Source organism: Stella humosa (assembly GCF_006738645.1).
Classification (GTDB): Bacteria; Pseudomonadota; Alphaproteobacteria; order ATCC43930; family Allostellaceae; genus Allostella; species Allostella humosa.
The window spans coordinates 1,843,626-1,866,126 of sequence record NZ_AP019700.1; the positions used below are offsets into that span (position 1 = coordinate 1,843,626).

The 22,501-nt window shown below is 69.8% G+C and carries 20 protein-coding genes; 11 read left to right on the forward strand and 9 right to left on the reverse strand.

The window, feature by feature from the left end; genetic code table 11:
- The first annotated feature begins 127 nt into the window (after positions 1-127).
- From STVA_RS08700 to STVA_RS08715, 5 genes are read left to right on the forward strand one after another with little or no spacing between them, the layout of a single operon-like run.
- Complete coding sequence (locus STVA_RS08700; protein ID WP_123689028.1) at positions 128-1,513, forward strand: class II 3-deoxy-7-phosphoheptulonate synthase; 1,386 nt, start codon at positions 128-130, stop codon at positions 1,511-1,513.
- Positions 1,514-1,534: 21 nt separating this feature from the next.
- A complete protein-coding gene (locus STVA_RS08705) occupies positions 1,535-2,704 on the forward strand; it encodes a nicotinate phosphoribosyltransferase (protein WP_245978261.1) in 1,170 nt (389 codons plus the stop codon).
- Positions 2,705-2,759: 55 nt separating this feature from the next.
- Entirely contained in the window at positions 2,760-3,578 is an 819-nt protein-coding gene (locus STVA_RS08710) for an amidohydrolase family protein (protein ID WP_245978259.1), read from the forward strand.
- Positions 3,575-3,979: a hypothetical protein gene (locus tag STVA_RS27585; RefSeq protein ID WP_170216389.1), complete on the forward strand. Its 405-nt coding sequence runs from the start codon at positions 3,575-3,577 to the stop codon at positions 3,977-3,979. Before STVA_RS08710 ends, STVA_RS27585 begins: the two co-directional genes overlap by 4 nt.
- Positions 3,979-5,115 carry a cytochrome-c peroxidase gene (locus STVA_RS08715; RefSeq protein ID WP_170216388.1) on the forward strand — a complete coding sequence of 379 codons (1,137 nt, stop codon included), beginning with the start codon at positions 3,979-3,981 and terminating at the stop codon, positions 5,113-5,115. The genes STVA_RS27585 and STVA_RS08715 overlap by 1 nt, the downstream gene beginning before the upstream one ends.
- Here the strand turns inward: STVA_RS08715 and STVA_RS08720 are convergent.
- The 5 genes from STVA_RS08720 to STVA_RS08740 all read right to left on the reverse strand — a co-directional run bounded on the left by STVA_RS08720 (position 5,099) and on the right by STVA_RS08740 (position 11,162).
- Positions 5,099-7,579 (reverse strand): ATP-binding protein, encoded by a 2,481-nt coding sequence (locus STVA_RS08720; protein WP_123689025.1) that lies wholly within the window; start codon positions 7,577-7,579, stop codon positions 5,099-5,101. The genes STVA_RS08715 and STVA_RS08720 overlap by 17 nt on opposite strands.
- 92 nt (positions 7,580-7,671) lie before the next feature.
- Positions 7,672-8,316, reverse strand: coding sequence for a DedA family protein (locus tag STVA_RS08725; RefSeq protein WP_123689024.1), 645 nt, complete (start codon positions 8,314-8,316; stop codon positions 7,672-7,674).
- An 87-nt stretch (positions 8,317-8,403) separates the two neighbouring features.
- A complete protein-coding gene (locus STVA_RS08730; RefSeq protein ID WP_123689023.1) occupies positions 8,404-9,435 on the reverse strand; it encodes an NADP-dependent oxidoreductase in 1,032 nt (343 codons plus the stop codon).
- Between the two features lie 37 nt (positions 9,436-9,472).
- A complete protein-coding gene (locus tag STVA_RS08735) occupies positions 9,473-9,958 on the reverse strand; it encodes a GNAT family N-acetyltransferase (RefSeq protein WP_142235711.1) in 486 nt (161 codons plus the stop codon).
- Positions 9,959-10,007: 49 nt separating this feature from the next.
- A complete protein-coding gene (locus STVA_RS08740; protein WP_123689021.1) occupies positions 10,008-11,162 on the reverse strand; it encodes a YbfB/YjiJ family MFS transporter in 1,155 nt (384 codons plus the stop codon).
- A 132-nt stretch (positions 11,163-11,294) separates the two neighbouring features.
- Between STVA_RS08740 and STVA_RS08745 the strand changes: the two genes are divergently transcribed.
- From STVA_RS08745 to rpsD, 6 genes are read left to right on the forward strand one after another with little or no spacing between them, the layout of a single operon-like run.
- The gene (locus STVA_RS08745; protein WP_123689020.1) at positions 11,295-12,950 is read left to right on the forward strand and encodes an NAD+ synthase; all 1,656 of its coding nucleotides are present in this window, start codon (positions 11,295-11,297) and stop codon (positions 12,948-12,950) included.
- 13 nt (positions 12,951-12,963) lie between these two features.
- Positions 12,964-14,307 carry a glutamate--tRNA ligase gene (gltX, locus tag STVA_RS08750; RefSeq protein WP_123689019.1) on the forward strand — a complete coding sequence of 448 codons (1,344 nt, stop codon included), beginning with the start codon at positions 12,964-12,966 and terminating at the stop codon, positions 14,305-14,307.
- A 50-nt stretch (positions 14,308-14,357) separates the two neighbouring features.
- Entirely contained in the window at positions 14,358-15,740 is a 1,383-nt protein-coding gene (cysS, locus tag STVA_RS08755) for a cysteine--tRNA ligase (protein WP_123689018.1), read from the forward strand.
- A gap of 6 nt (positions 15,741-15,746) precedes the next feature.
- Positions 15,747-17,348 (forward strand): citramalate synthase, encoded by a 1,602-nt coding sequence (gene cimA, locus STVA_RS08760; protein ID WP_123689017.1) that lies wholly within the window; start codon positions 15,747-15,749, stop codon positions 17,346-17,348.
- Positions 17,348-18,328, forward strand: coding sequence for an RNA methyltransferase (locus tag STVA_RS08765; protein WP_142235712.1), 981 nt, complete (start codon positions 17,348-17,350; stop codon positions 18,326-18,328). Before cimA ends, STVA_RS08765 begins: the two co-directional genes overlap by 1 nt.
- Positions 18,325-18,939, forward strand: a complete 615-nt coding sequence (gene rpsD, locus STVA_RS08770) for a 30S ribosomal protein S4 (RefSeq protein WP_123689015.1) — start codon at positions 18,325-18,327, stop codon at positions 18,937-18,939. Before STVA_RS08765 ends, rpsD begins: the two co-directional genes overlap by 4 nt.
- Positions 18,940-19,113: 174 nt before the next feature.
- On the opposite strand, the gene STVA_RS08775 is transcribed toward rpsD, so the two are convergent.
- The 4 genes from STVA_RS08775 to STVA_RS08790 form a co-directional block, all read right to left on the reverse strand.
- Positions 19,114-20,772, reverse strand: a complete 1,659-nt coding sequence (locus STVA_RS08775) for a calcium-binding protein (protein ID WP_123689014.1) — start codon at positions 20,770-20,772, stop codon at positions 19,114-19,116.
- Between the two features lie 130 nt (positions 20,773-20,902).
- Positions 20,903-21,805: an EamA family transporter RarD gene (gene rarD / locus STVA_RS08780; RefSeq protein WP_123689013.1), complete on the reverse strand. Its 903-nt coding sequence runs from the start codon at positions 21,803-21,805 to the stop codon at positions 20,903-20,905.
- A 72-nt stretch (positions 21,806-21,877) separates the two neighbouring features.
- Complete coding sequence (gene grxD / locus STVA_RS08785; RefSeq protein WP_123689012.1) at positions 21,878-22,222, reverse strand: Grx4 family monothiol glutaredoxin; 345 nt, start codon at positions 22,220-22,222, stop codon at positions 21,878-21,880.
- A 31-nt stretch (positions 22,223-22,253) separates the two neighbouring features.
- Positions 22,254-22,484 carry a BolA family protein gene (locus STVA_RS08790; protein ID WP_123689832.1) on the reverse strand — a complete coding sequence of 77 codons (231 nt, stop codon included), beginning with the start codon at positions 22,482-22,484 and terminating at the stop codon, positions 22,254-22,256.
- Between the last annotated feature and the right edge of the window lie 17 nt (positions 22,485-22,501).

Consider the following 22,501-nt stretch of genomic DNA (forward strand, 5'->3'; position numbering starts at 1 on the left):
CCCGAGACGCCGATCAACCGCGGGCTGGCGCGATCGCCCCGCTCGCGGTATGAGGAACGGTTACACCATAGCTGGAGGAAGGGCCGTCCCGGTCGCGAAGAAACGGGGGGGCACCGAGGAAACGATCATGCCGCAGAAATGGACGCCGGACGGCTGGCGCGCGAAGCCCGCAAAGCACATGCCGCAGTATCCCGATGCCGAGGCCCTGGCCCGGGTCGAGGACACGCTCCGCAGCTATCCGCCGCTGGTCTTCGCGGGTGAAGCCCGCCGGCTGAAGACGGCGCTGGGCAAGGTGGCCGAGGGGAAGTCGTTCCTGCTGCAGGGCGGCGACTGCGCCGAGAGCTTCGCCGAGTTCCATCCCAACAACATCCGCGACACCTTCCGCGTGCTGTTGCAGATGGCGGTCGTCCTGACCTATGGCGCCGCCTGCCCGGTGGTAAAGGTGGGGCGCCTTGCCGGCCAGTTCGCCAAGCCGCGTTCCTCGCCGACGGAGGAGATCGGCGGCGTGTCGCTGCCCAGCTATCTCGGCGACAACATCAACGGCATCGAGTTCGACCCGGCGGTGCGCCAGCCCGATCCGCAGCGCATGATCCAGGCGTTCAGCCAGTCGGCCGCGACGCTGAACCTGCTGCGCGCGTTCGCGCAGGGCGGCTATGCCGATCTGCACCAGGTGCATCGCTGGAACCTCGGCTTCGTCGATCGCAGCCCGCTGGGCGAGCGCTACCGCGAGCTGGCCGACCGCCTGACCGAGACGCTGGACTTCATGGCCGCCTGCGGCCTCACGTCCGAGACGACGCCGCAGATCCGCGAGACGGACTTCTTCACCTCGCACGAGGCGCTGCTGCTGCCCTACGAGCAGGCGATGACCCGGGTCGATTCCACGACCGGCGACTGGTACGGCGTGTCGGCCCACATGCTCTGGGTCGGCGACCGCACCCGCCAGCCGGATGGCGCGCATATCGAGTTCCTGCGCGGGATCAAGAACCCGCTCGGCATGAAGGTCGGCCCGTCGATGGACCTCGATGAGCTGATTCGCCTGTGCGACATCCTGAACCCGGAGAACGAGGCGGGACGCCTGACCCTCATCGTCCGCATGGGCCACGACAAGGTGGCGCAGAAGCTGCCGCCGATCCTGCGCGCGGTGAAGCGCGAGGGCCGCAAGGTGGTGTGGAGCTGCGATCCGATGCACGGCAACACGATCAAGTCGGGCTCGGGCTACAAGACGCGGCCGTTCGACCGCATCCTGAGCGAGGTGCGGACGTTCTTCGCCGTCAACCAGGCCGAAGGCACGCATCCGGGCGGCGTCCATTTCGAGATGACGGGCCAGGACGTGACGGAGTGCACGGGCGGCGCCCAGGCGATCAGCGACACCGACCTGTCCGACCGCTACCACACCCATTGCGACCCGCGCCTGAATGCCAGCCAGGCGCTGGAGCTGGCGTTCCTCATCGCCGAGCAGCTGAAGGCGGAGCGGCTGGGCCTGTCGCGCCAGCCGGCCGCGGCCAGCGCGTAACCGGCACCAGACCTTTCCATCATGCCCGCTGACGGGGTCGGGGCGGCACCTTCGGGTGCCGCCCCATCGCCGGCCGCCGACCAGGTCGCGCGGCTGGCTGACAAGTATTTCATCAAGACCAAGGAGACGGTCGGCCGCTTCGGCGACACCCGCGTCACCTATGCCGTGTTCATGCGCCGCCCGGTCATCTGCACGCCGCGCCTGGCGGTCGGCTGGCTGGAGGAGATGGCCCGCGCGCGCGGTGTCGAGTTCGACATCCGCCTGACCCATCCCGAGGGCGCCTGGGTCGGTGCCGGCGAGCCGCTGATGATGCTGTCCGGCCCGCTCTACCACCTGGTCGACCTGGAGACGATCTATCTCCAGAAGCTGGGGCCGGCCTGCGTGGCCGCCTACAACGCCTACCAGATGTGCGTCGACCTACCGAACGTCGACTTCATGGCGATGGACGCGCGCCACTGCGCCGGGGCGGAGATGGCCGACATGATGGCCTATGCCGCGAGCGTCGGCTCGGCCGCGGCCAGGCGCGACGTCGGCGCGCGCGGTTTCGTCGGCAACGCCAACGACGCGACGGCGCACCATTTCGGCCGGGAGCGCGGCATGGGCACGATGCCACACGCGCTGATCGGCTATGCCGGATCGACCGTGCGCGCGGCCGAGATGTACCACGAGGCCTTCCCCGACGAGGCGATGACCGTGCTGGTCGACTATTTCGGGCAGGAGGTGACGGACTCCCTGGCCGTATGCCGCCGCTTCCCCGAGATGGCGGCCGAGGGCCGGCTGGCCTTCCGGCTCGACACCCATGGCGGCCGCTACCTCGAGGGGCTGGACCTCAACAGCTCGTATGCCGTGCTCGACCGCCACGCGCAGCGCTCGATCCGCGGCTATCGCACCGATACCGAGCTGCGCCACCTGGTCGGTACCGGCGTGTCGGCCGCGGCCATCTGGCATCTCCGCGAGCGCCTGGACGAGGCCGGATTCGGGGCGGCCCGCATCGTCGCCAGCTCCGGCTTCAACCCGGGCAAGTGCAAGGCCATGGCGATCGCCGAGGTGCCGGTCGACGTCATCGGCACGGGCTCCTACCTGCCGGAGACCTGGACCGAGACCTATGCCACCTCCGACATCGTCTCCTATGGCGGCAAGCCCAGCGTGAAGGTGGGCCGCGAGTTCCTGCTGCGCTACCTGGATCACTGACGGCCCGGGGGCCGGAAAGGGAAAGCCGATGATGGGCCATGCCTGGAGGGGAGCGTTGGCGGCGCTGCTGCTGGGCGTGCCGGCGCTGCACGCCGCCGAGATGCCCATCATCGACGCCCACCTGCACTACAGCGCCGATGCCTGGGACATGCTGCCGCCGGAGGACGCGGTCGCGATCCTGCGCAAGGCCGGCATCCGCCGTGCGCTCGTCTCCAGCTCCAGCGACGACGGCACGCAGAAGCTGTTCGCGGTTGCCCCCGACCTGATCGTGCCGGAGCTGCGGCCCTATCGCCGGCGTGGCGAACTGTCGAGCTGGATGCACGACCCCACGATCGTGACCCACCTGGAAGACCGGCTGCGCCGCTTCCGCTATGTCGGGATCGGCGAGTTCCACGTCTATGGCGCCGATGCCGACCTGCCGGTGGTGCGCCGCATGGTGGAGTTGGCGCGCGAGCATCGCCTGTTCCTGCACGCCCATTCCGATGCGGCCGCCGTCGAGCGCCTGTTCGCCCAGGACAAGGACGCCACCATCCTGTGGGCCCATTCCGGCTTCGACAGCCCGGCCAACGTGCGCGCCATGCTGGAGCGCCATCCCAACCTGTGGTGCGACCTGGCCTTCCGCAGCGACCATGCGCCCGGCGGCAAGCCCGACCCCGAATGGCGGTCGCTGTTCGAGGCCTTCCCCGACCGCTTCATGGTCGGCACCGACACCTTCGCGCCCGAACGCTGGCACTATGTCGCCCGCCACGCCGAATGGTCGCGCGCCTGGCTGGCCGACCTGCCGGCGCCGCTGGCCGAAGGCATCGCCTGGCGCAACGCCGACCGGCTGTTCGAGCGCTTCGCGGCCGGCCGCTTCCCGGCGCGCACGCAATGAGGCTGTTGCTGGCGGCCCTGTTGCTGCTGGCACCGGTGGCGGCCGCGGCCGAGTGCGGGGACGAGCTGGGCGAGACCGGCGTCCGCCGGATCGAGCTGCCGCGCTTCACGCTGGCCTACCTGCCCGACACCCCGCTGCTGGCGCCCTCGCAGATGTTCACCCTCCAGGTCGCCGTCTGCGGCCGGGAAGGGGGGCCGGCCCCGGCCCTGGTGCGCGTCGGTGCCTGGATGCCGGAGCATGGGCACGGCATGAACTACGCGCCCTTGCTGTCCGACGAGGGCGAGGGGCGCTGGCGGGTCGACGGCATGATGTTCCACATGCCCGGCCGCTGGGAGGTGACCTTCGACCTCGGCACGGCGCGCCGCACCGAGCGCCTGGTGGCCGAGGAACTGGTCGACTGATGCGCCGGCCCGGGTGGCTGGCGGCGATCCTGCTCGTCGCGGCCGCCCTGTTGGCGGATGCCGCCGCCGCCGAATTGACCCCGGCCGAGACCGCCCGCATCCTGCGCCACGGCCCCTGGCCGCTGGCCTGGCGGCCCGATCCCGGCAACCGGCTGTCGGGCAAGGCAGAGGCGGTCGAGCTTGGCCGCGCACTCTTCTTCGATAGCCGGATCTCGCCGGACGGCACGGTCGCCTGCGCCACCTGCCACCGTCCCGACCGGGCGTGGACGGATGGCCGGCCGGCCAGTCGCGGCCTGGCCGACCATGACCGCAACGCGCCCTCGCTGCTGGATGTGCGGCTATGGCGCTGGTTCGGGTGGGACGGCGCGTCCGACAGCCTGTGGGCGGCCAGCCTGCGGCCGATGCTGGAGCCGGGGGAGATGGGCGGCTCGGTTGCGGCACTGGCCCGGCTGGTGCGCGAGGATGCGGGCCTGCGCGCGCAGTACCGGACGGCGACGGGCGACGCGCCGGCCACCGACGACATGGCCGTCGCCGTCGATGCCGCCAAGGCCCTGGCCGCCTTCCAGGAAACTTTGGTCGGCGGCCGCTCGCCCTTCGACCGGTTCCGCGACGGGCTGGCATCGGGAGACCGGGCGGCGGTGGCGGGATATCCGGCCGACGCGCTGCGCGGCCTGCGCCTCTTCGTCGGCCGCGGTAATTGCAGCGTCTGCCACCTGGGGCCGGCCTTCACGAGCAGCGAGTTCGAGGATGTGGGGGTCGGCTACTTCCTCGGCCGGGGGAAGGCCGATGCCGGCCGCATCGCCGGCATCGACCGGTTGCGCGCCAGCCCCTTCAATCGGCTGGGGCCCTGGAGCGACGGCGGCGGGGCCGATGCCGCGGCCACCCGCCATGTCGCAGCCCAGCATCGGGATTTCGGCCTGTTCCGCGTGCCCTCGCTGCGCAACGTGGCGGCGAGCGCCCCCTACATGCACCACGGCCGGCTGGCCAGCCTGGAGGCGGTCGTCCGCCACTATTCGGAGGTCGACGAGGAGCGCCTGCATGTCGACGGCGCCCGCCTGGTGCGCCCGCTGCGTCTTTCGGAGGGAGAGGCGGCCGACCTGGTCGCCTTCCTGCGCTCGCTTACTTCGGAGCCGTGAGGGGGCCGTCCAGGACTTGGCGCACCTTCTCGGCGAGCTGGCTGCGCCGGTAGGGCTTGTTCAGCAGGTGGACGCCGGGCTCCAGATGGCCGTGATGGACGATGGCATTGTCGGTGTAGCCCGACGTGAACAGCACCGGCAGGTCGGGGCGGACACGCCGGGCGTGGGCGGCCAACTGCGGGCCGTTCAGCCCGCCCGGCATCACCACGTCGGTGAACAGCAGATCGAACGGTGCGTCCGATCGCAGGGCTTCCAGCGCGTCGCGGCCGATGCGCATCGCGGTTACGGCATAGCCCAGGCTGCGGAGCTGGCCGGCCACGTGTTCCCGCACCAGGTCGTCATCCTCCACCAGCAGCACGCTCTCCCGGCCCATCGGCAGCGCCGGCTGGCGCTCAGCGTCGGCCTGCGCGTCGGCCCCGGCCGTCGCGCGCGGCAGATACAACTTCACGGTCGTGCCCTGCCCGGGCTCGGAATAGATCTTCACATGGCCACGCGACTGCCGGGCGAAGCCGTAGACCATGCTGAGGCCAAGCCCGCTGCCCCGGCCGGTCTCCTTGGTCGTGTAGAATGGTTCGAAGGCGCGCGCCAGGACACCGGCCGACATGCCCGTGCCGGTGTCCGAGACGGCGACCAGCACGTAGTCGCCGGGCGTCACATCCTCGTTCCAGCCGGCATAGGCGCCGTCGAGGCGGACATTGGCCAGCTCGATGGTCAGGCGGCCGCCGGCCGGCATGGCGTCGCGGGCGTTGATGCAGAGGTTGAGGACCGCGTTCTCAAGCTGTGCGGAATCGATCAGCGCCGGCCACAGGTCGGCGGCATGGGTAATCCGCATCTCCACATGCCCGCCCAGCGTCCGCGCCAGCATGTCGCCCATGCCGCCGATCAGGGCATCGATCTGGGTCGGCTTGGACGCCAGCGTCTGCCGGCGCGCGAAGGCCAGCAGGCGCTGGATCAGGTCGGCGCCGCGCTCGGCCGCCGTGTGCGTCACCTCGGCCATCCGCGCCAATGCGGGCCGGTCGGCCAGGGCGTCGACCAGCAGCTCGGTGTTGCCCAGGATGACGGTCAGCAGGTTGTTGAAGTCGTGGGCCACGCCGCCCGTCAGCTCGCCGACGGCGCCCAGCCGCTCCGACTGCATGAGCCGGGTGGCGAGCCGCCGGCTGTCCAGCATGCGCGCGATGTGGGCGGCCACCGCCTCCACCAGTGCGCGCTCCTCGGGAAGGAACGGATCGTCCTGGCTGGCCGGGTGCGGCGGCGCCTCGCGATAGCCGACCTCGACGAAGCCGGTCTCAGCCCCGGCGCTCGAGATGACGACCCGCAGGGAGGCTGCCGGCGATTGCCAACTGCCGCAGACATGCTCGGTCCCTTCGCACTGCACCCGGGCCACGGCCAGATGCTCGTGCAGCAGGCTGGCCGGAAGGGAATGGGCGATGTCCGCGCAGATGTCCGCCGCCGGCCGGCTCGGGTCGGAGGTCAGTTCAAGGACCCGGTAGAGGCAGCGCAGTTCCTTGATGCGCTCGCGCAGCGCGTGCTGCTGGCGCTTGCGCTCGGTGATGTCCGACATGCCGCCGACGAAGCGGTTGGGCCTGCCGTCGGCATCCAGCACGAGACCGCCGCGGTTCTCGACGTCCAGCACGCGGCCGTCGCCATGCAGGAAGCGGAACTCGGCCCGCCAGGATGGGCGGCGGGCGGTGATGGTGGCGCGGATGTCGTCGGTCACGCGTCGGCGGTCCTCGGGATGGATGAATCCCATCCAGCCGGATCCGGTCGCGACGGAGGCAGCGGCATGGCCGAAGGTCTGCTCGAAATCGTCCCGCCACCAGATCGTGTCGGTCCGCAGGTCCCAGTCCCAGACGACGTCGGCGGTGGCGGCGGCGATCGCCTGGAATCGTTGCTCGCTCTCGCGCAGCGATTCGATGGCGTGCCCGCGTTCGACGGCGATCGCGGTCAGGTTGGCGAACGTCGTCATCAGCGCCAGGTCGCGGGGCCCCGCGCTGCGCACTTCGCGATGATAGAGGGCAAAGCTGGCCGCCATCGCCCCGGACGGGCTGCGCACCGGCACAGACCAGCAGGCCCGGAGGCCGCAGGTGCGCGCCAGCGACCGGTATTCCCGCCAGAGCGGGCTTGCCTCGATATCGGCTACCAGGACCGGCTCGCCCGTATAGAGCGCCGTGCCGCAGGATCCGACCGACGGTCCTATCGGCAACCCGTCGACGGCCTGGCAGAAGGCGTCCGGCAGGTTGGGTGCCGCACCGTGCCGCAGCCGCAGACCATCGGCGCTCAACAGGATGACCGAGGCGATGGCGCCGGGGGACAGCCGCTCTATCGCCAGGGCGATCTCGCTCAGCACGACCTGCATCGGCGCCCCGGACGCGATCGATTCCAGGATGGCGGTCTTGGCCGCATCGATGCCGGCGACGGCCGGCTCGGGCGGGGCCTTCGCTGCGGGTCCGGCATTTGCAGCCAAATCAAGCCCTCCGGGTACCCGTATCGGGTTGCGGTCCTGCCGCGTGGCTTTCTTCTACCGCCGGTCGGCGCCTATGCAAAGGCCATCCACGATCAGGCCGCGTGGCGCCCGCGCCGTCGCGGCTGGCCGCGCAGGACGCGGAACCCGATCCAGGTGGCGACGACCGTGGCCAGCACGATCCCCAGCCCCAGCACGACCCAACTGGAATCATGCAGCGAATGCAGGTCGCCCAGGCCCTTGGCGGTGGCATAGCCCGGCGCCAGCATCACCGGGACCCAGATTAGCGCCGACGAGATGTTGGCGAACTGGAACTTGCGGTTGCTCATCAGCATCGTGCCGGCAACCAAGGGGATAGTCGATCGGATCGGGCCGAGGAAGCGCCCGAAGAAGATCGAGGCGGTGCCGTAGCGGCGAAAGAACAGCCGGGCGCGCGCGACCGAATGGCGATGCCGGTTGAGCGGCCAGCGGCGCATGATGCTGGGGCCTAGCCAGCGGCCGGCATAGTAGGAGACAGCGTCGCCGACGATCGCCCCGCCGATCGACCAGGGCAGCACGATCCAGGGGTCGAGCGTGCCCGTCGCGATCAGCCCGCCGGTCACCAGCATCAGCGCAGTGGCTGGCACCAGCAGGCCGACGATGGCCAACGATTCGCCGAAGACGATCAGGCCGAGGATCGGCCCTGCCCAGATCTGGTTGGCGGAGATGAAGTCGCCGACTTGGGCGATGAGGCTTTCCAAGGCTGTTGTTCCTCGTCGATCGAATGACCCGTCCCGCAGGTGGGGACGGCGGGTCCGTCCGTCACCCTGGGGCACCTGGGTTGGGCGCTATTGCCGCGCCGGGTCCGCTCCTGCACGAACGACCAGCTTGCCGAAATTCTTCCCTTCCAGCAGCCCGGCAAAGGCTTCCGGCGTCTTCTCGAACCCGTCCACGATGTCCTCGCGGTAGCGGATGCTGCCGTCCTTCAGCCATTTCGGCATGTCGGCCTCGAACTCCGCCTCGCGCGCGGCATAGTCGCTGACAAGGAAGCCCTGGATGCGGGCGCGCTTCACCAGCAGCGTGCGCAGGTGGCGGCGGCCGGTGTCCTGCTGCTCCAACCGGTTATAGCCGGAAATCGTGCCGCAGATGATGACCCGTCCGCCGAGGTTCAGGTTGGCCATGGCGGCGTCGTGGATGACCCCGCCGACATTGTCGAAATAGACGTCGACGCCGGCCGGGCAGGTGCGGGCCACGGCGGCCACCAGGGCGTCGTCGTCGAGCCCCTTGTAGTCGAAGGCATCCGCGAAGCCGATCTCGCGGCAATAGGCGACCTTGGCCGGCCCGCCGGCGATGCCGACCGCGCGCGCGCCCTTGAGGCTGGCGATCTGGCCCACGAGCTGGCCGACCGCGCCCGAGGCCGCCGACACGAGCACGGTTTCGCCCGCCTTGGGCTGGCCGACGTCGAGGAGCGCGAAATAGGCGGTGCGGCCGGGCATGCCGAGCACGCCCAGATGGTAGGACAGCGGGAAGCCGTCGGGCGCGATCCGGCGGAGCTGGGCCGCCGGCACGGCGGCATGGGTCTGCCAGCCGATATGGCCACGCACCAGGTCGCCCGGCTGGAATCCCTCGGCCCTGGACTGGATCACTTCGCCCGCGGCCTCGCCCACCATGGTCTCGCCCGGCTCGACGCCGCGGGCATAGGACTTCACTTGGCTGATGCGCCCGCGCATGTAGGGGTCGAGCGACAGGAAGACCGTGCGCACCAGCACCTCGCCCGCCTTCGGCTCGGGCATCGGCGCCTCTTCCAGGCGGAAGTCGGTGGCGCGTGGCGCGCGCATGGTGGGACGGTCGGCAAGGACGAAGCGGCGCTGGACGGTCATGGGGCGCTCCCGAAGGCCGGGTTGGGGTTCTCGTCGATCAGCGATCGGCAGCCAGCCGGTCCAGGGCCGCGTCCTCGATGCGGCAGCGCAGGTCGTCGCGCACCTGGAAGCCGATTGCCTCGTAGAACTGGCGGGCGGGGTTCCAGCCGCTCACATGCAGCTCCATCCGGGTGATGCCCCGGGCGGTGGCAAAGCGCGCGGCCTCGCGCATCAGCCGCCGGCCAAGCCGGGTGCCGCGCGCGGCTTCATCGACGAAGAGGTTGTTGACGATCAGGGTGCGGTGGCCGCGCCAGGCCGCATAGCCCTCGCCGACCTGGACATAGCCGACCGGCCGGCCGGCGCCATCCTCGGCCAGCCAGAACCAGATGATGGGCTGCCCGCCGAAGCCGTCGCGCAGGATGTCCTCCACCGTCAGCGTCGCGGCTTCGGGCGCATGGTGGTAGGCGGCAAGCGCCTGCGTCATGGCCAGGAGGACGGGCGCGTCGCTGGCGGCGGCGGGGCGGATGGTGATGGAATCGATCATGTGGGGGCCTTTGTAGCCGATGGCGGGCCTGCGGGTCAGCCGTCCCGCGTCAGCGTGCCCGCCGGCGCCCGGCGGCAAGGTCGATCGCCATGGCCAAGCCAAAGGCGACGGCGCCCAGGGCGAACAGCGGCCGGTGGTCGCCGCCCAGCGCGTAGACGTAGGAGAGGCCGTAGGCGCCCGCCGCCTGGCCGATGGCGAAGGCGGTGGTGGCGACGCTCCAGGCCGCCCCCTGGGCCACCCGGTCGCCCGGCAGCAGTTCCTGGGTCCGGCCCAGGACGAGCGGCACGATGCCCGGCGTGAATGCACCCATGACCAGGCTGGACAGGACGAGCAGCGCCGGTGCGTCCGTCAGCGCCAGCATGCCGACCAGGGCCGCCTGGATCAGGAAGGCCAGCCTCAAGGCCAGGCCGAAGCCGATGCGATCGCCGACATGGCCAGCCAGGATCGGGCCGAAGAGGGCCCCGACGCCATAGAGGATCCAGTATTCCGCCCCGGCCTCCATTCCGCGGCCGAGGCCGCGGGCAATGAAGTCGACCAGGAACACCATGTGCGGCACCAGCCCGAAGGCATCCAGCGCATAGGCGACATAGAGTGGCCGCATGTCGACCGGGGTGGCGCGCGGCGGCGGCGGGGGCGGCACCGTGGCGTCGGCGCTGGGCCAGGCGCGCCAGGACAGCAGCGTCAGGAGGCTGCCGACGCCACCCAGCGCCAGCCAGGCCAGCGCCGGCCCGCCTTCCAGCAGCAGCGGCACCAGCGTGCCCGCGCCGACGATGCCGATGCCGACGCTGGTGAAGATCACGCCGCTCGCCAGCCCGCGCCGCGCCGGGTCGATCAGCGGCAGCACCGTCGGGGCGGCCAGCGCCACCAGCCCGCCACCGGCGAACCCGGCCAGCGCGCGCCAAGCGAAGTACCAGGCGAACGACACCGGCACCGCGCAGGCCAGGCACGAGAGGGCGCAGACGGCCATCGATGCCCGCAGCACCGTGACGGCGGAGGTCCGGCGGGCGACGGCGCGGGCGGCGAGCGCGCCGGCCAGGTAGCCCATCAGGTTGGCCGCACCCAGATAGGCGGCGGCCGACGGCGCGAACCAGCCGGCCTCGATCAGGGCCGGCAGCAGGGGCGTATAGGCGAAGCGGGCGATGCCGATGCCGACCAGGATGGCGCACAGGCCCGCCGCCGTCGCGCGGACGGGCGCAGGGATCATGGCCCCAGCCTCGCGGATCGTGGGCTGGTGAAGGTAGGATTTGTCGGGATGGCAGCCATGCGTCGGCGCCGCCTCGGATTGACAGCCGGGAGGCGAGCCACCTAGCTTCCGGCGAACCTCCCGGAAAGAGCCATGTCCGACCGTCTTGCCATCGCGCTCGCCCAGATCAACCCGACCGTCGGCGACGTCGACGGCAACGCGCGCAAGGTCCGCGAGGCGCGCGCGCGGGCGGCGGCACTCGGCGCCGACCTGATGGTCGGGCCGGAACTGGTGCTGGCGGGATACCCGCCCGAGGACCTGGTGCTGAAGCCGATGTTCCAGGACCGGGTCCGCGCCACCGTCGAGGCGCTGGCGGCCGAGACCGGCGACGGCGGGCCGGCGATCCTGGTGGGCGCGCCCTGGCGGGTCGACGGGCGGCTCTATAATGCCGCCCTGCTGCTGGACGGCGGCAAGGTCGCAGCGGTGCGGCTGAAGTACGACCTGCCGAACTATGGCGTGTTCGACGAGAAGCGGGTGTTCGCGGCGGGTGCCATGCCGGGGCCGATCATGTTCCGCGGCGTCCGCCTGGGCGTGATGATCTGCGAGGACATGTGGACGCCCGACGTGGCGGAAACCCTGCAGGAATCCGGTGCCGAGATCCTGGTGGTGCCCAACGGGTCGCCCTACGAGGGCGACAAGGGCGACGAGCGCCTGCGCCTGGCGGTCGAGCGGGTGACGGAGACGGGGCTGCCGCTCATCTACGTCAACCAGGTGGGTGGCCAGGACGAACTGGTGTTCGATGGTGCCTCCTTCGTGCTGGATGCCGACCGCTCGTTGAAGGCGCAAATGCCGTCCTTCGTCGAGGCCGTGGCGCTGACCCGCTGGCAGCGCGAGGCCGATGGCTGGGCCTGCGTCGAGGGCGCGCTGGAGGCCCCGGCCGAGGGTATCGCCGCCATCTATGGCGCGATGGTGCTGGGCCTGCGCGACTATGTGAACAAGAACCGCTTCCCGGGCGTGGTCCTGGGCCTGTCGGGCGGCGTCGACAGCGCGCTGGCGGCCGCCGTCGCAGTCGATGCGCTGGGGCCGGAGCGCGTGAAGGCGGTGATGATGCCGTCGCCCTACACCTCGCAGGACAGCCTGGACGACGCGGCCGAGTGCGCGGGTCTCATGGGCATCGACCTGTCGACCGTGTCGATCGAGCCCGCCATGGCCGCCTTTGCCCAGATGCTGTCGGGCGCCTTCGCCGGCCGCGGCGCCGACACGACCGAAGAGAACATCCAGTCGCGCGCCCGCGGCGTCACCCTGATGGCGCTATCGAACAAGCTGGGCCACATGGTGCTGTCGACCGGCAACAAGTCCGAGATGTCGGTCGGCTATGCCACCCTCTATGGCGACATGTGCGGCGGCTACGCGATCCTGAAGGACGTCTACAAGATGACGGTCTATGCGCTGTGCGAGTGGCGCAATCAGGCCCTGCCGGCGGGCGGCATGGGGCCGGACGGCCGTGTCATCCCCCAGCGCATCATCACCAAGGCGCCGACCGCCGAGCTGAAGCCCAACCAGACCGACCAGGATTCCCTGCCGCCCTACGAGGTGCTGGACGAGATCCTGCAATGCCTGGTGGAAGAGGAGATGGCGGTCGACGACATCGTGGCGCTGGGCCACGACGCCGCCGTCGTGCGCCGGGTGTGGCAGATGCTGGACCGGGCCGAGTACAAGCGCCGCCAGGCGCCGCCGGGGGTGAAGATCACCCGGCGCGCCTTCGGCCGCGACCGGCGCTATCCCATCACAAACGGCTTCCGCGGCTGACGCGCGCCCGCCGGTGACCGTCTCCGTCCGCTTCGCGCCCAGCCCGACCGGCTTCCTGCATGTGGGCAATGCCCGCACGGCGCTGGTCAACTGGCTGTTCGCCCGCCGCCATGGCGGGCGCTTCCTGCTGCGCCTGGACGATACCGACCTCGAGCGATCCGAGGCGCGGTTTGCCGACGGCATCTTCGAGGACCTGGCCTGGCTCGGCCTCGACCATGATCGCTTCGAGCGGCAGTCGGACCGGCTGGCCGCCTATCGCGCCGCCTTCGACCGGCTCCACGCGGCCGGCCGGGTCTATGCCTGCTACGAGACGCCGGACGAACTGGCGCTGAAGCGCAAGGTGCAGCTCGCCCGCCACCAGCCGCCCGTCTATGACCGCGCCGGCCTGCGCCTCTCGGCGGCACAGCACGCGGCTTTCGCCGCCGAGGGGCGGCGGCCGCACTGGCGCTTCCGTCTCGACGACGGGTCGGTCGGCTGGGACGACATCGTTCACGGGCCGCTGGCGTTCGACGGCGCCAAGCTGGGCGACCCGGTGATCCTGCGCGCCGACGGCCAGCCGATCTACACCTTCGCCTCGGTCGTCGACGACCTGGAGATGGGGATCAGCCACGTCATCCGCGGCGACGACCATATCTCCAACACGCCCGTGCATATCCAGATCTACCAGGCTCTCGGCGGTGATCCGGCCGGGCTGGCCTTCGCCCACCTGGCGCTGCTGGCGGGCGGGCAGGGCGAGAAGCTGTCCAAGCGCCAGGGCAGCCTGTCGCTCCGCTCGCTGCGGGACGAGGGGGTGGAGGCGATGGCGGTGGCGGCCCTGCTGGCCCGGCTGGGCACGGCCGACCCGGTGGAGCCCGCGACCGACCTGGCCCGGATTGTGGACGGCTTCGACCTTGCCCGCTTCGGCCGCTCGCCGCCGCATTTCGAGCTGCCGGAACTGTGGCAGGTGAATGCCAAGGTGCTGCACCTGCTGCCGTTCGCGGCCGTGTCCGACCGGCTGGCGGCCGTGGCGCCCGGCGCCGACGCCGATTTCTGGGAGGCGATCCGGCCCAACCTGGAGCGCCTGGCCGACGCGGCCGGCTGGTGGCAGGTATGCCGCGGACCGTTGGCGCCGGTCATCGACGAGCCTGATTTCGCCGCTGCCGTCGCTGCCCTGCTGCCGCCCGAGCCCTGGGACGGCGAAAGCTGGCGGGCCTGGACGTTGGCCATCCAGGCGGCGACCGGCCGCAAGGGCAAGGCCCTGTTCCAGCCGCTGCGCCGGGCCCTGACCGCCCGCGACCATGGACCGGAGATGCGTAATCTGCTACCGCTCATCGGCCGCGAGCGGGTGCTGAGGCGCCTCGCCGGGGAGACGGCGTAGCCGCGGCACCATTCCGCGCCACCCGTTTCAACCGACAGGACACCGGTCCCGTGACCATTCGCCTCCACGATACATTGACGAGGGCGTTGGAGCCCTTCACCCCCCGCGATCCCAACCGGGTGGGCATGTATGTGTGCGGGCCCACGGTCTATGACCTGGCCCATGTCGGCAATGCCCGGCCGGTCGTCGTGTTCGACGTGCTGTTCCGCCTGCTGCGCCACCGCTATGGCGCGGACAGCGTGGTCTACGCCCGCAACGTCACCGACGTCGACGACAAGATCAACGCCGCCGCGCGCGAGAACGGCGAGCCGATCCGTGCGCTGACCGACCGCACGCTGGCGCAGTTCCATGCCGACATGGATGCACTCGGCGCCCTGCGCCCGACCTACGAGCCGCGCGCGACCGACCATATTGACGGCATGATCGCCATCATCGAACGGCTGATCCGGGCGGGCAACGCCTACGAGGCCGAGGGCCATGTGCTGTTCGGCGTGCCGTCATTTGCCGAATACGGCCAGCTTTCGCGCCGCAACCGGGACGACATGATCGCGGGTGCCCGCATCGACGTCGCCCCCTACAAGCGCGACCCGGCCGACTTCGTGCTGTGGAAGCCCTCGCCCGCCGACATGCCCGGCTGGGACAGCCCCTGGGGCCGCGGCCGTCCGGGCTGGCATATCGAGTGCTCGGCCATGAGCGAGCGGACGCTGGGGCCGACCTTCGACATCCATGGCGGCGGCATCGACCTCATCTTCCCGCACCATGAGAACGAGATCGCCCAGAGCGTGTGCGCCAATGGCGGCGCCCGCACCGAGACGCATTTCGCCCGCCACTGGGTCCATAACGGCTTCGTCATGGTCAAGGGCGAGAAGATGTCGAAGTCGCTCGGCAACTTCTGGACCGTGCGGCAGCTTCTGGACGATGGCATCCCGGGCGAAGCGATCCGGCTCGCCCTGCTGAAGACGCATTACCGCCAGCCGCTCGACCTGACGGACGAGCGCATCGCCGAGGCGCGGGCCGATCTCGACCGCTTCTACGGCGCCCTGCGCCGGAGCCCGGCCGAGGGGGAGGGCGTGATCGACGGGGCCTTCGTGGCGGCGCTCGAGGACGACCTGAACACCCCGGCCGCCATCGACCTGCACATGAAGCGGCAGCTTGGCCTGGTGAACGAGGGGCAGGCCGGCGCGTCGGCCGGTCTTGTCGCCATGGGTGCCTTGCTGGGGCTGCTGCAGCAGTCGCCCGAGGCGTGGCTGAAGGGCAGCGCCGCTGCGGACGGTGATGGCGACGGCGAGATCGACCGGCTGGTGGAGGCCCGCGTGGCCGCCCGCAAGGCGCGCGACTTTGCCGAGGCCGACCGCATCCGCAAGCTGCTGGCCGACCGGGGCATCGTGCTGGAAGACACCGCCCAGGGCACGCTCTGGCGGCGGGCTGGATAGGACATCATGGCTGACCGCGTCTATCTGTTCGACACCACGCTGCGCGACGGGGCGCAGACGCAAGGCGTCGATTTCGGCGTCGCCGACAAGGTGGCGATCGCGCGTGCGCTCGACGCCGCCGGCATCGACTATGTCGAGGGCGGCTGGCCGGGCGCCAACCCGACCGACGAGCAGTTCTTCAAGGCCCCGCCGGCGCTGGCCCGCGCCAGGCTGGTCGCCTTCGGCATGACGCGCCGGCCGGGCCGCAGCGTCGAGAACGATCCGGGGCTGGCCGCCGTGCTGGACGGCAAATCGGACGCAGCCTGCCTGGTCGGCAAGTCATGGGACTTCCAGGTGCATGTGGCTCTCGGCATTCCGCTGGACGAGAACATCCAGCTCATCGCCGACAGCATCCGCCATGCCCACGCCCGCAAGGGCGAGGCGATGTACGACGCCGAGCATTTCTTCGATGGCTACAAGGCCAATCCCGACTATGCCATGGCCTGCCTGGAGGCCGCGCGCGATGCCGGCGCCCGCTGGATGGTGCTGTGCGACACCAATGGCGGCACGCTGCCCGACGAGATCGAGGCGATCGTCCGCCAGGTGGCCGGGCGCATCCCGGGCGAGCGCCTGGGCATCCATTGCCACAACGATACCGAGAACGCCGTCGCCAACTCGCTGGCGGCCGTGCGCGCCGGCGCCCGCCAGGTGCAAGGCACGCTGAACGGCCTGGGCGAGCGCTGCGGCAATGCCAACCTGATCTCGCTCATCCCCTCGCTGGTCCTGAAGATGGGGCTGGAGACGGGGATCGACCGTGACGGGCTGAAGCGGCTGACCGGCCTGTCGCGCCTGCTGGACGAGCGGCTGAACCGGGCGCCCAACCGCCACGCCGCCTATGTCGGCGATGCCGCCTTCGCCCACAAGGGCGGGCTGCACGTCTCGGCGGTGGAGAAGGACCCGCGCACCTACGAGCATATCGACCCCGCCCTGGTCGGCAACCGCCGGCACATCATCGTCTCGGACCAGGCCGGACGCTCCAACGTGCTGGCCCGCCTGCGTGACGCCGGCATCGAGATCGAGCCGGACGATCCGAAGATCGCCACCCTGGTCGATACCGTGAAGCGGCGGGAGTTCGACGGCTATGCCTATGACGGGGCCGAGGCCAGCTTCGAGCTGCTGGCGCGCCGCGCGCTCGGCCGGGTGCCGGAGTTCTTCCGCCTGGACGGCTTCCGCGTGATCGACGAGCGGCGCTGGAACGCGCGGGCCGAGCTGGTCACGCTGTCGGAGGCGACGATCAAGGTGACGGTGGACGGCGAGCGCCACATGACCGTGTCGGAGGGCAACGGCCCGGTGAACGCGCTGGATACCGCGCTGCGCAAGGTGCTGGTGCCGGCCTTCCCGGTGCTGGAGGCGATGAAGCTGGTCGACTACAAGGTGCGCATCCTGACGCCTGAGGACGCGACCAAGGCGGTGACGCGGGTGATGATCGAGAGCGACCATCCCGCCCTGGAGCGCTGGGCCACGGTCGGCGTCTCCACCAACGTCATCGACGCGTCCTACAATGCGCTGCACGACGCCATCACCTTCTGCCTGATGCGCCTGGCGGGTGCCGAGGCGGCGGTCGCCTGATGTCGGGCACCGACCTGGCCCGGCTGGCACTGTCGGATGGCGAGGGCGAGCCTGGGCCGATCGTCGTCCTGGTGCAGCCGCAACTGGCCGAGAATGTCGGCAGTGCGGCGCGCGCCATGCTGAATTGCGGCCTGTCCCGCCTGCGCCTGGTGGCGCCGCGCGAGAGCCGCCTGTCCGAGCGCGCGATCGCGGCCGCTTCGGGTGCCGATGTCGTGCTGGAGCGGGCCGAGGTGTTCGCGACGCTGGAGGAGGCGATCGCCGACTGCCACCGGGTCTATGCCACGTCGGCCCGCCCGCGCGAGATGGTGAAGCGGGTGGTGACGCCGCGCCTGGGTGCGGCGGAACTGCGCCAGGCGTCGGCCGCGGGCGAGCGCGTCGCCCTGCTGTTCGGGCCGGAGCGCACGGGCCTTGTGAACGACGACATCTCGCTGGCCGACACCATCCTGTCGGTGCCGCTCAACCCCGGCTTCTCGTCGCTCAACCTGGCCCAGGCGGTGCTGCTGGTCTGCCACGAATGGTTCCAGGCCGGCGACCAGACGCCGGCGGAGGAAATCTCCTATCACGGCAACCGGCCGGCGACCCGCGGCGAGCTGATCAACTTCTTCTCTCGCCTGGAGATCGGGCTGGAGGAGGGGGGGTTCTTCCAGTCGCCCGACATGCGCCCGCACATGATGCGCGCCATCCGCAACGCCTTCGACCGGGCTGGCCTGACCGAGCAGGAGATCCGCACCCTGCACGGCGTGATCTATGCCCTGCGCAAGGCGCCGCCGACCCCGGGCCGGCCGCGCAAGGGGGATCGCGAGGGGCCGGGGACGGGGTTTCCGGCAGCTAAACTGCTGCTTTTGCTTGACCTGACGGCCGTTCCGGCTATGTTGCCGGCCTCCATTCCCGGGAACGTGGGTGTTTCACCCCGCCAGCAGCGGTCGAAGTCGGCCGTCTTGCGGGACTACCGGGACACCATCGGAAAGGACAGCGCATGACCAAGCGCGCCGAATCTAAGCATAAGATCGACCGCCGCCTCGGCATCAATCTCTGGGGCCGGCCCAAGAGCCCGGTCAACAAGCGCGAATACGGCCCGGGCCAGCATGGCCAGCGCCGCAAGAAGCCGTCCGACTACGGCACGCAGCTCATGGCCAAGCAGCGCCTCAAGGGCTATTACGGGAATATCGGCGAGCGCCAGTTCCGCCGCATCTATGAAGAGGCCGTGCGCCGCCGTGGCGACACCGGCGAGAACCTGATCGAGCTGCTGGAGCGCCGCCTCGACGCCGTCGTCTATCGCATGAAGTACGTGCCGACGGTGTTCGCCTCGCGCCAGTTCGTCAGCCACGGCCATGTCACGGTCAACGGCAAGCGCGTCAACATCCCGTCCTACATCGTGAAGGACGGCGACGTGATCGCGGTGAAAGAAAAGTCCCGCCAGCTCGTGATCGTGCTGGAAGCGGTCGCCCTGGCCGAGCGTGATGTGCCCGACTACGTCTCCGTCGACCATGGCAAGATGACCGGCACCTTCGTGCGCGCGCCCAAGCTGGCCGACGTACCCTATCCGGTGCAGATGGAGCCGAACCAGGTCGTCGAGTTCTACTCGCGCTGACCGCTGCATCATAGACCGGCCGATCGAGGCCCATCCCGCGCAAGCGGGGTGGGCCTTTTTCTTTGCCGGCCAGCGGCTCGGCGAGCACAAAAAAAAGGGAGGCCGGAAAGGCCTCCCTCGAATTGACCAAAGGCCACCCTGGCGGCATGAGCCGCCAGGGTGGCAATGGGTATATCAGACGGTGGGATCGTTGATCACGAACGAGACGTTGCTCTTGAACGCCGCCGCCAGTTCCTGCGTGTCGTCGATGTTCTCGATCACCGCGATCAGCGTCGCGCCAGTCGCGTCGGTCATGTTGGAGTCGAACCACACTTCCGCGACGTTGTTGGAACTGTTCACGAAGATGTAAAAGCCGGGCTTGTTGTTGTCGGCGTTGCTGGCCGAAAGGAACTGATCGCCGAAGGCATTGATCGACGAGTAGCTCTGGCCGGTCGCCACCAGGACATTGTCGTTGGCCGACGAATTGCCCGCATCCTTGCCGACGAACGCATCGGTCTTGCGATCGAAGAACTGGTCGAACTCGCCCTGGAAGTCGAGCTTATCCCCCAGGCTGAAGTCCGAGATCGTGTCCGGCCCCGAGGTGACGCCGAACTCGAAGACGAACGTGTCGTTGCCGCCGCCGCCGGTCAGGTAGTTCTGGCCGCCTTCGGGGTGAAGGTAGTCGTTGCCTTCGCCGCCGGAGAGCGAGTCATCGCCATTGCCGCCGAACAGCCGGTCGTCCCCGGAGTCACCCGACAGCGTATCGTTCCCTTGGCCGCCATAGACTTCGTCGTTGTCGTCGCCGCCATAGGCCTGGTCGTCGCCGTTGCCGCCGAACAGCACGTCATTGCCGGTGCCGCCCATGAGATAGTCGTCGCCCTGGCCGCCCAGCAATTCGTCGTCCCCGGCGTCACCGGCCAGCGTGTCGTTGCCGTCGGCGCCCCAGGCGAAGTCGTTGCCGTCGCCACCGACGACCGAATCATTGCTGTAGGAGCCGAAGAGCGAATCCTGCCCGCCGCCGCCATTCAGGAAGTCGATCTGGCTGTCGCGGCCGGCATAGATGAGGTCGTCGCCCAGGTCGCCGTACAGCGAGTCGCTGCCGCCGAAGAGCGAATCGCTCGACGAGTAGATACCCTGGCCGCCGACGATCAGGTCGTTGTCGGCGCCGCCATAGGCGAGGTCGTTGCCGTAGCCGCCGAAGATCGTGTCCGAGCGGCCGCCGCCATAGGTGAGATCGTTGCCGTTGCCGCCGAGGATGTAGTCGTTCGACTCCTCGCCGAACATCGTGTCGATGCCAACGCCACCGACCAGCGTGTCGGAGCCGTCGCCGCCCTCGAACCAGTTGCCGCTGTCGAGCGTCTCGGCGCCCTGGGCATAGCCGATGAGGATGTCGGCGCCTTCGCCACCCTGCAGCTTGTCCGAGCCGTTGCCGCCTTCGAGGTAGTCGGCCTCGTAGCCGCCATTCAGCGTGTCGTTGCCTTCGCCGCCATAGACGCTGTCGGACCCGTTGCCGCCCTGGGCGGAATCGGCACCGTTGCCGCCGAAGATGGTGTCGTTGCCATTTTCGCCGAACAGGAGGTCGTTGCCCTCGCCACCGTACAAGGCGTCTAGCCCGTCACCGCCGAACAGCCGATCGATGCCGCCGCCGCCATAGATCAGGTCGTCGTTCTGATCGCCATAGACGGTGTCGTTGCCCTCGTCGCCATTCAGCGAGTCGTTGCCCTTGCCGCCATAGATCAGGTCGTTGTCCGAATTGCCGGACAGCGTGTCGTTGCCTTCCTTGCCGTAGATCTCGTCCTTGCTGCCGGTGCCGCCGTACGTGTCGTTGCCGCTCGTGCCGGGAAATTTCGCCATGCCAGCCCCCAGATGGAAAACCTATCGAACCCTTTTGCAAACTTAGTCGAATCCCCGGCTGGTCGCAACGGGCCAAAGGAGGCGGCAAGTTATTGCCTCGGCGGTTATTTCCGCGATGGTCGGGGTGGGGTCATGAGCCGTTGCGTGCGGGAGAACGGGTGCTTCCGGGCGCGGGAAGATTGGCGATCAGGATGGCCGCCCAGATTGCGCCGAAGGTGATCGCGCGGCCCCAGCCAAAGGGCTCACCATAGACGAGTACGCCGAGCAGGAAGGTGATCGAAGGCGCCAGGTATTGCAGGAACCCGATCGTCGTCATCTCCAGCCGGCGCGCGCCGATGGTGAAGAGCAGCAGCGGTGTCGTGGTGAGGGTGCCGCCCACCACGAGCAGCACGTCCATGGTCGCCCCATGTCGACCGAGGCTGCCCCCGCCCTGGATGGCCAGCCAGGCGACGGCGAACGGCAGGAGAAGCAGGGTCTCGATCAACAGCCCGGTGACGGCGTCGACGCGGATGCGTTTGCGGATGAGGGCATAGACCGCGAAGCTCGCACCCAGCAGCAGGGCCGCGGACGGGCCGGCGGCGACCGCCAGCGCCTCGTGCAGGACGGCTGCCGCCGCCAGCGCCACGGCGATCGTGCGGCGGCGGTCGAGCCGCTCGCCGAGGAAGGTGAGGCCCAGGGCGATCGAGGCGAGCGGGCCCAGGAAATAGCCCAGTGCCGCCTCGACGATGCGGCCGGAGGTGATCGCCCAGGTGAAGAGGAACCAGTTGCCGGCGATGATGAGCGTCGTGATCGCCAGGATCGCCATCGTGCGGGTGTCGGCAAAAGCCGCCCGGACAGCGGGCCAGCCGCGGCCGATGGTGACGACGAGGGCAAGATAGGGGACGGACCAGACGACCCGGTGCGCCACCAGGTCGATCGGCGGGACGACGTCCACCGCCTTGAAGTAGATCGGCGTCAGCCCCCAGATCAGGAACGCGCCGGTCGCGGCCAGATAACCGCCCATCCGCCAGGACGCGGAAGCCCGATCGGGCATGATCGCTCCTTGGAGGATGGCAGGAAGCCGGCGCGCGGGGGCCGGAAGGCCCGCCCGCGCGGCCGGTCCGGATCAGGCGCGGACGTCGATGCCGCGGCTGCTCAGGGCTTCGCTCAGCTCGCCCGTCTCGAACATCTCGCGCACGATGTCGCAGCCGCCCACGAACTCGCCCTTCACATAGAGCTGCGGGATGGTCGGCCAGCTCGAGAATTCCTTGATGCCCTGGCGCAGCTCGGGGTCCTGGAGGATGTCGATCCCTTTGAACTTGACGCCGAGGTGGGTCAGGATCTGGACGACGGCGGCGGAGAAGCCGCACTGCGGGAAGATCGGCGTCCCCTTCATGTAGAGGACGACGGAATTGTCGGCGATGTCCTGGCGGATGCGCTCGAAGACGGCGCTGTCGGTTATGGTGTTCATGGCAGGCTACTCCCGGAGGGTTGCGCCGATATTACGGAACGCCGGTCTGCAAGGCCAGCGCGTGCAGCTCGTTGCCCATGCGGCCACGCAGCGCGGCATAGACCATCTGGTGCTGCTGCACCCGCGACTTGCCGACGAAGGCGGCGGACAGGACGTGGGCGGCATAGTGGTCGCCGTCGCCGCGCAGGTCCTCGATCGTGACCTTCGCGTCGGGCAGGCTTTCCTTGATCAGTCGCTCGATCGTCGCGGCATCCATCGCCATGGTGTCGGTTTCCCGCT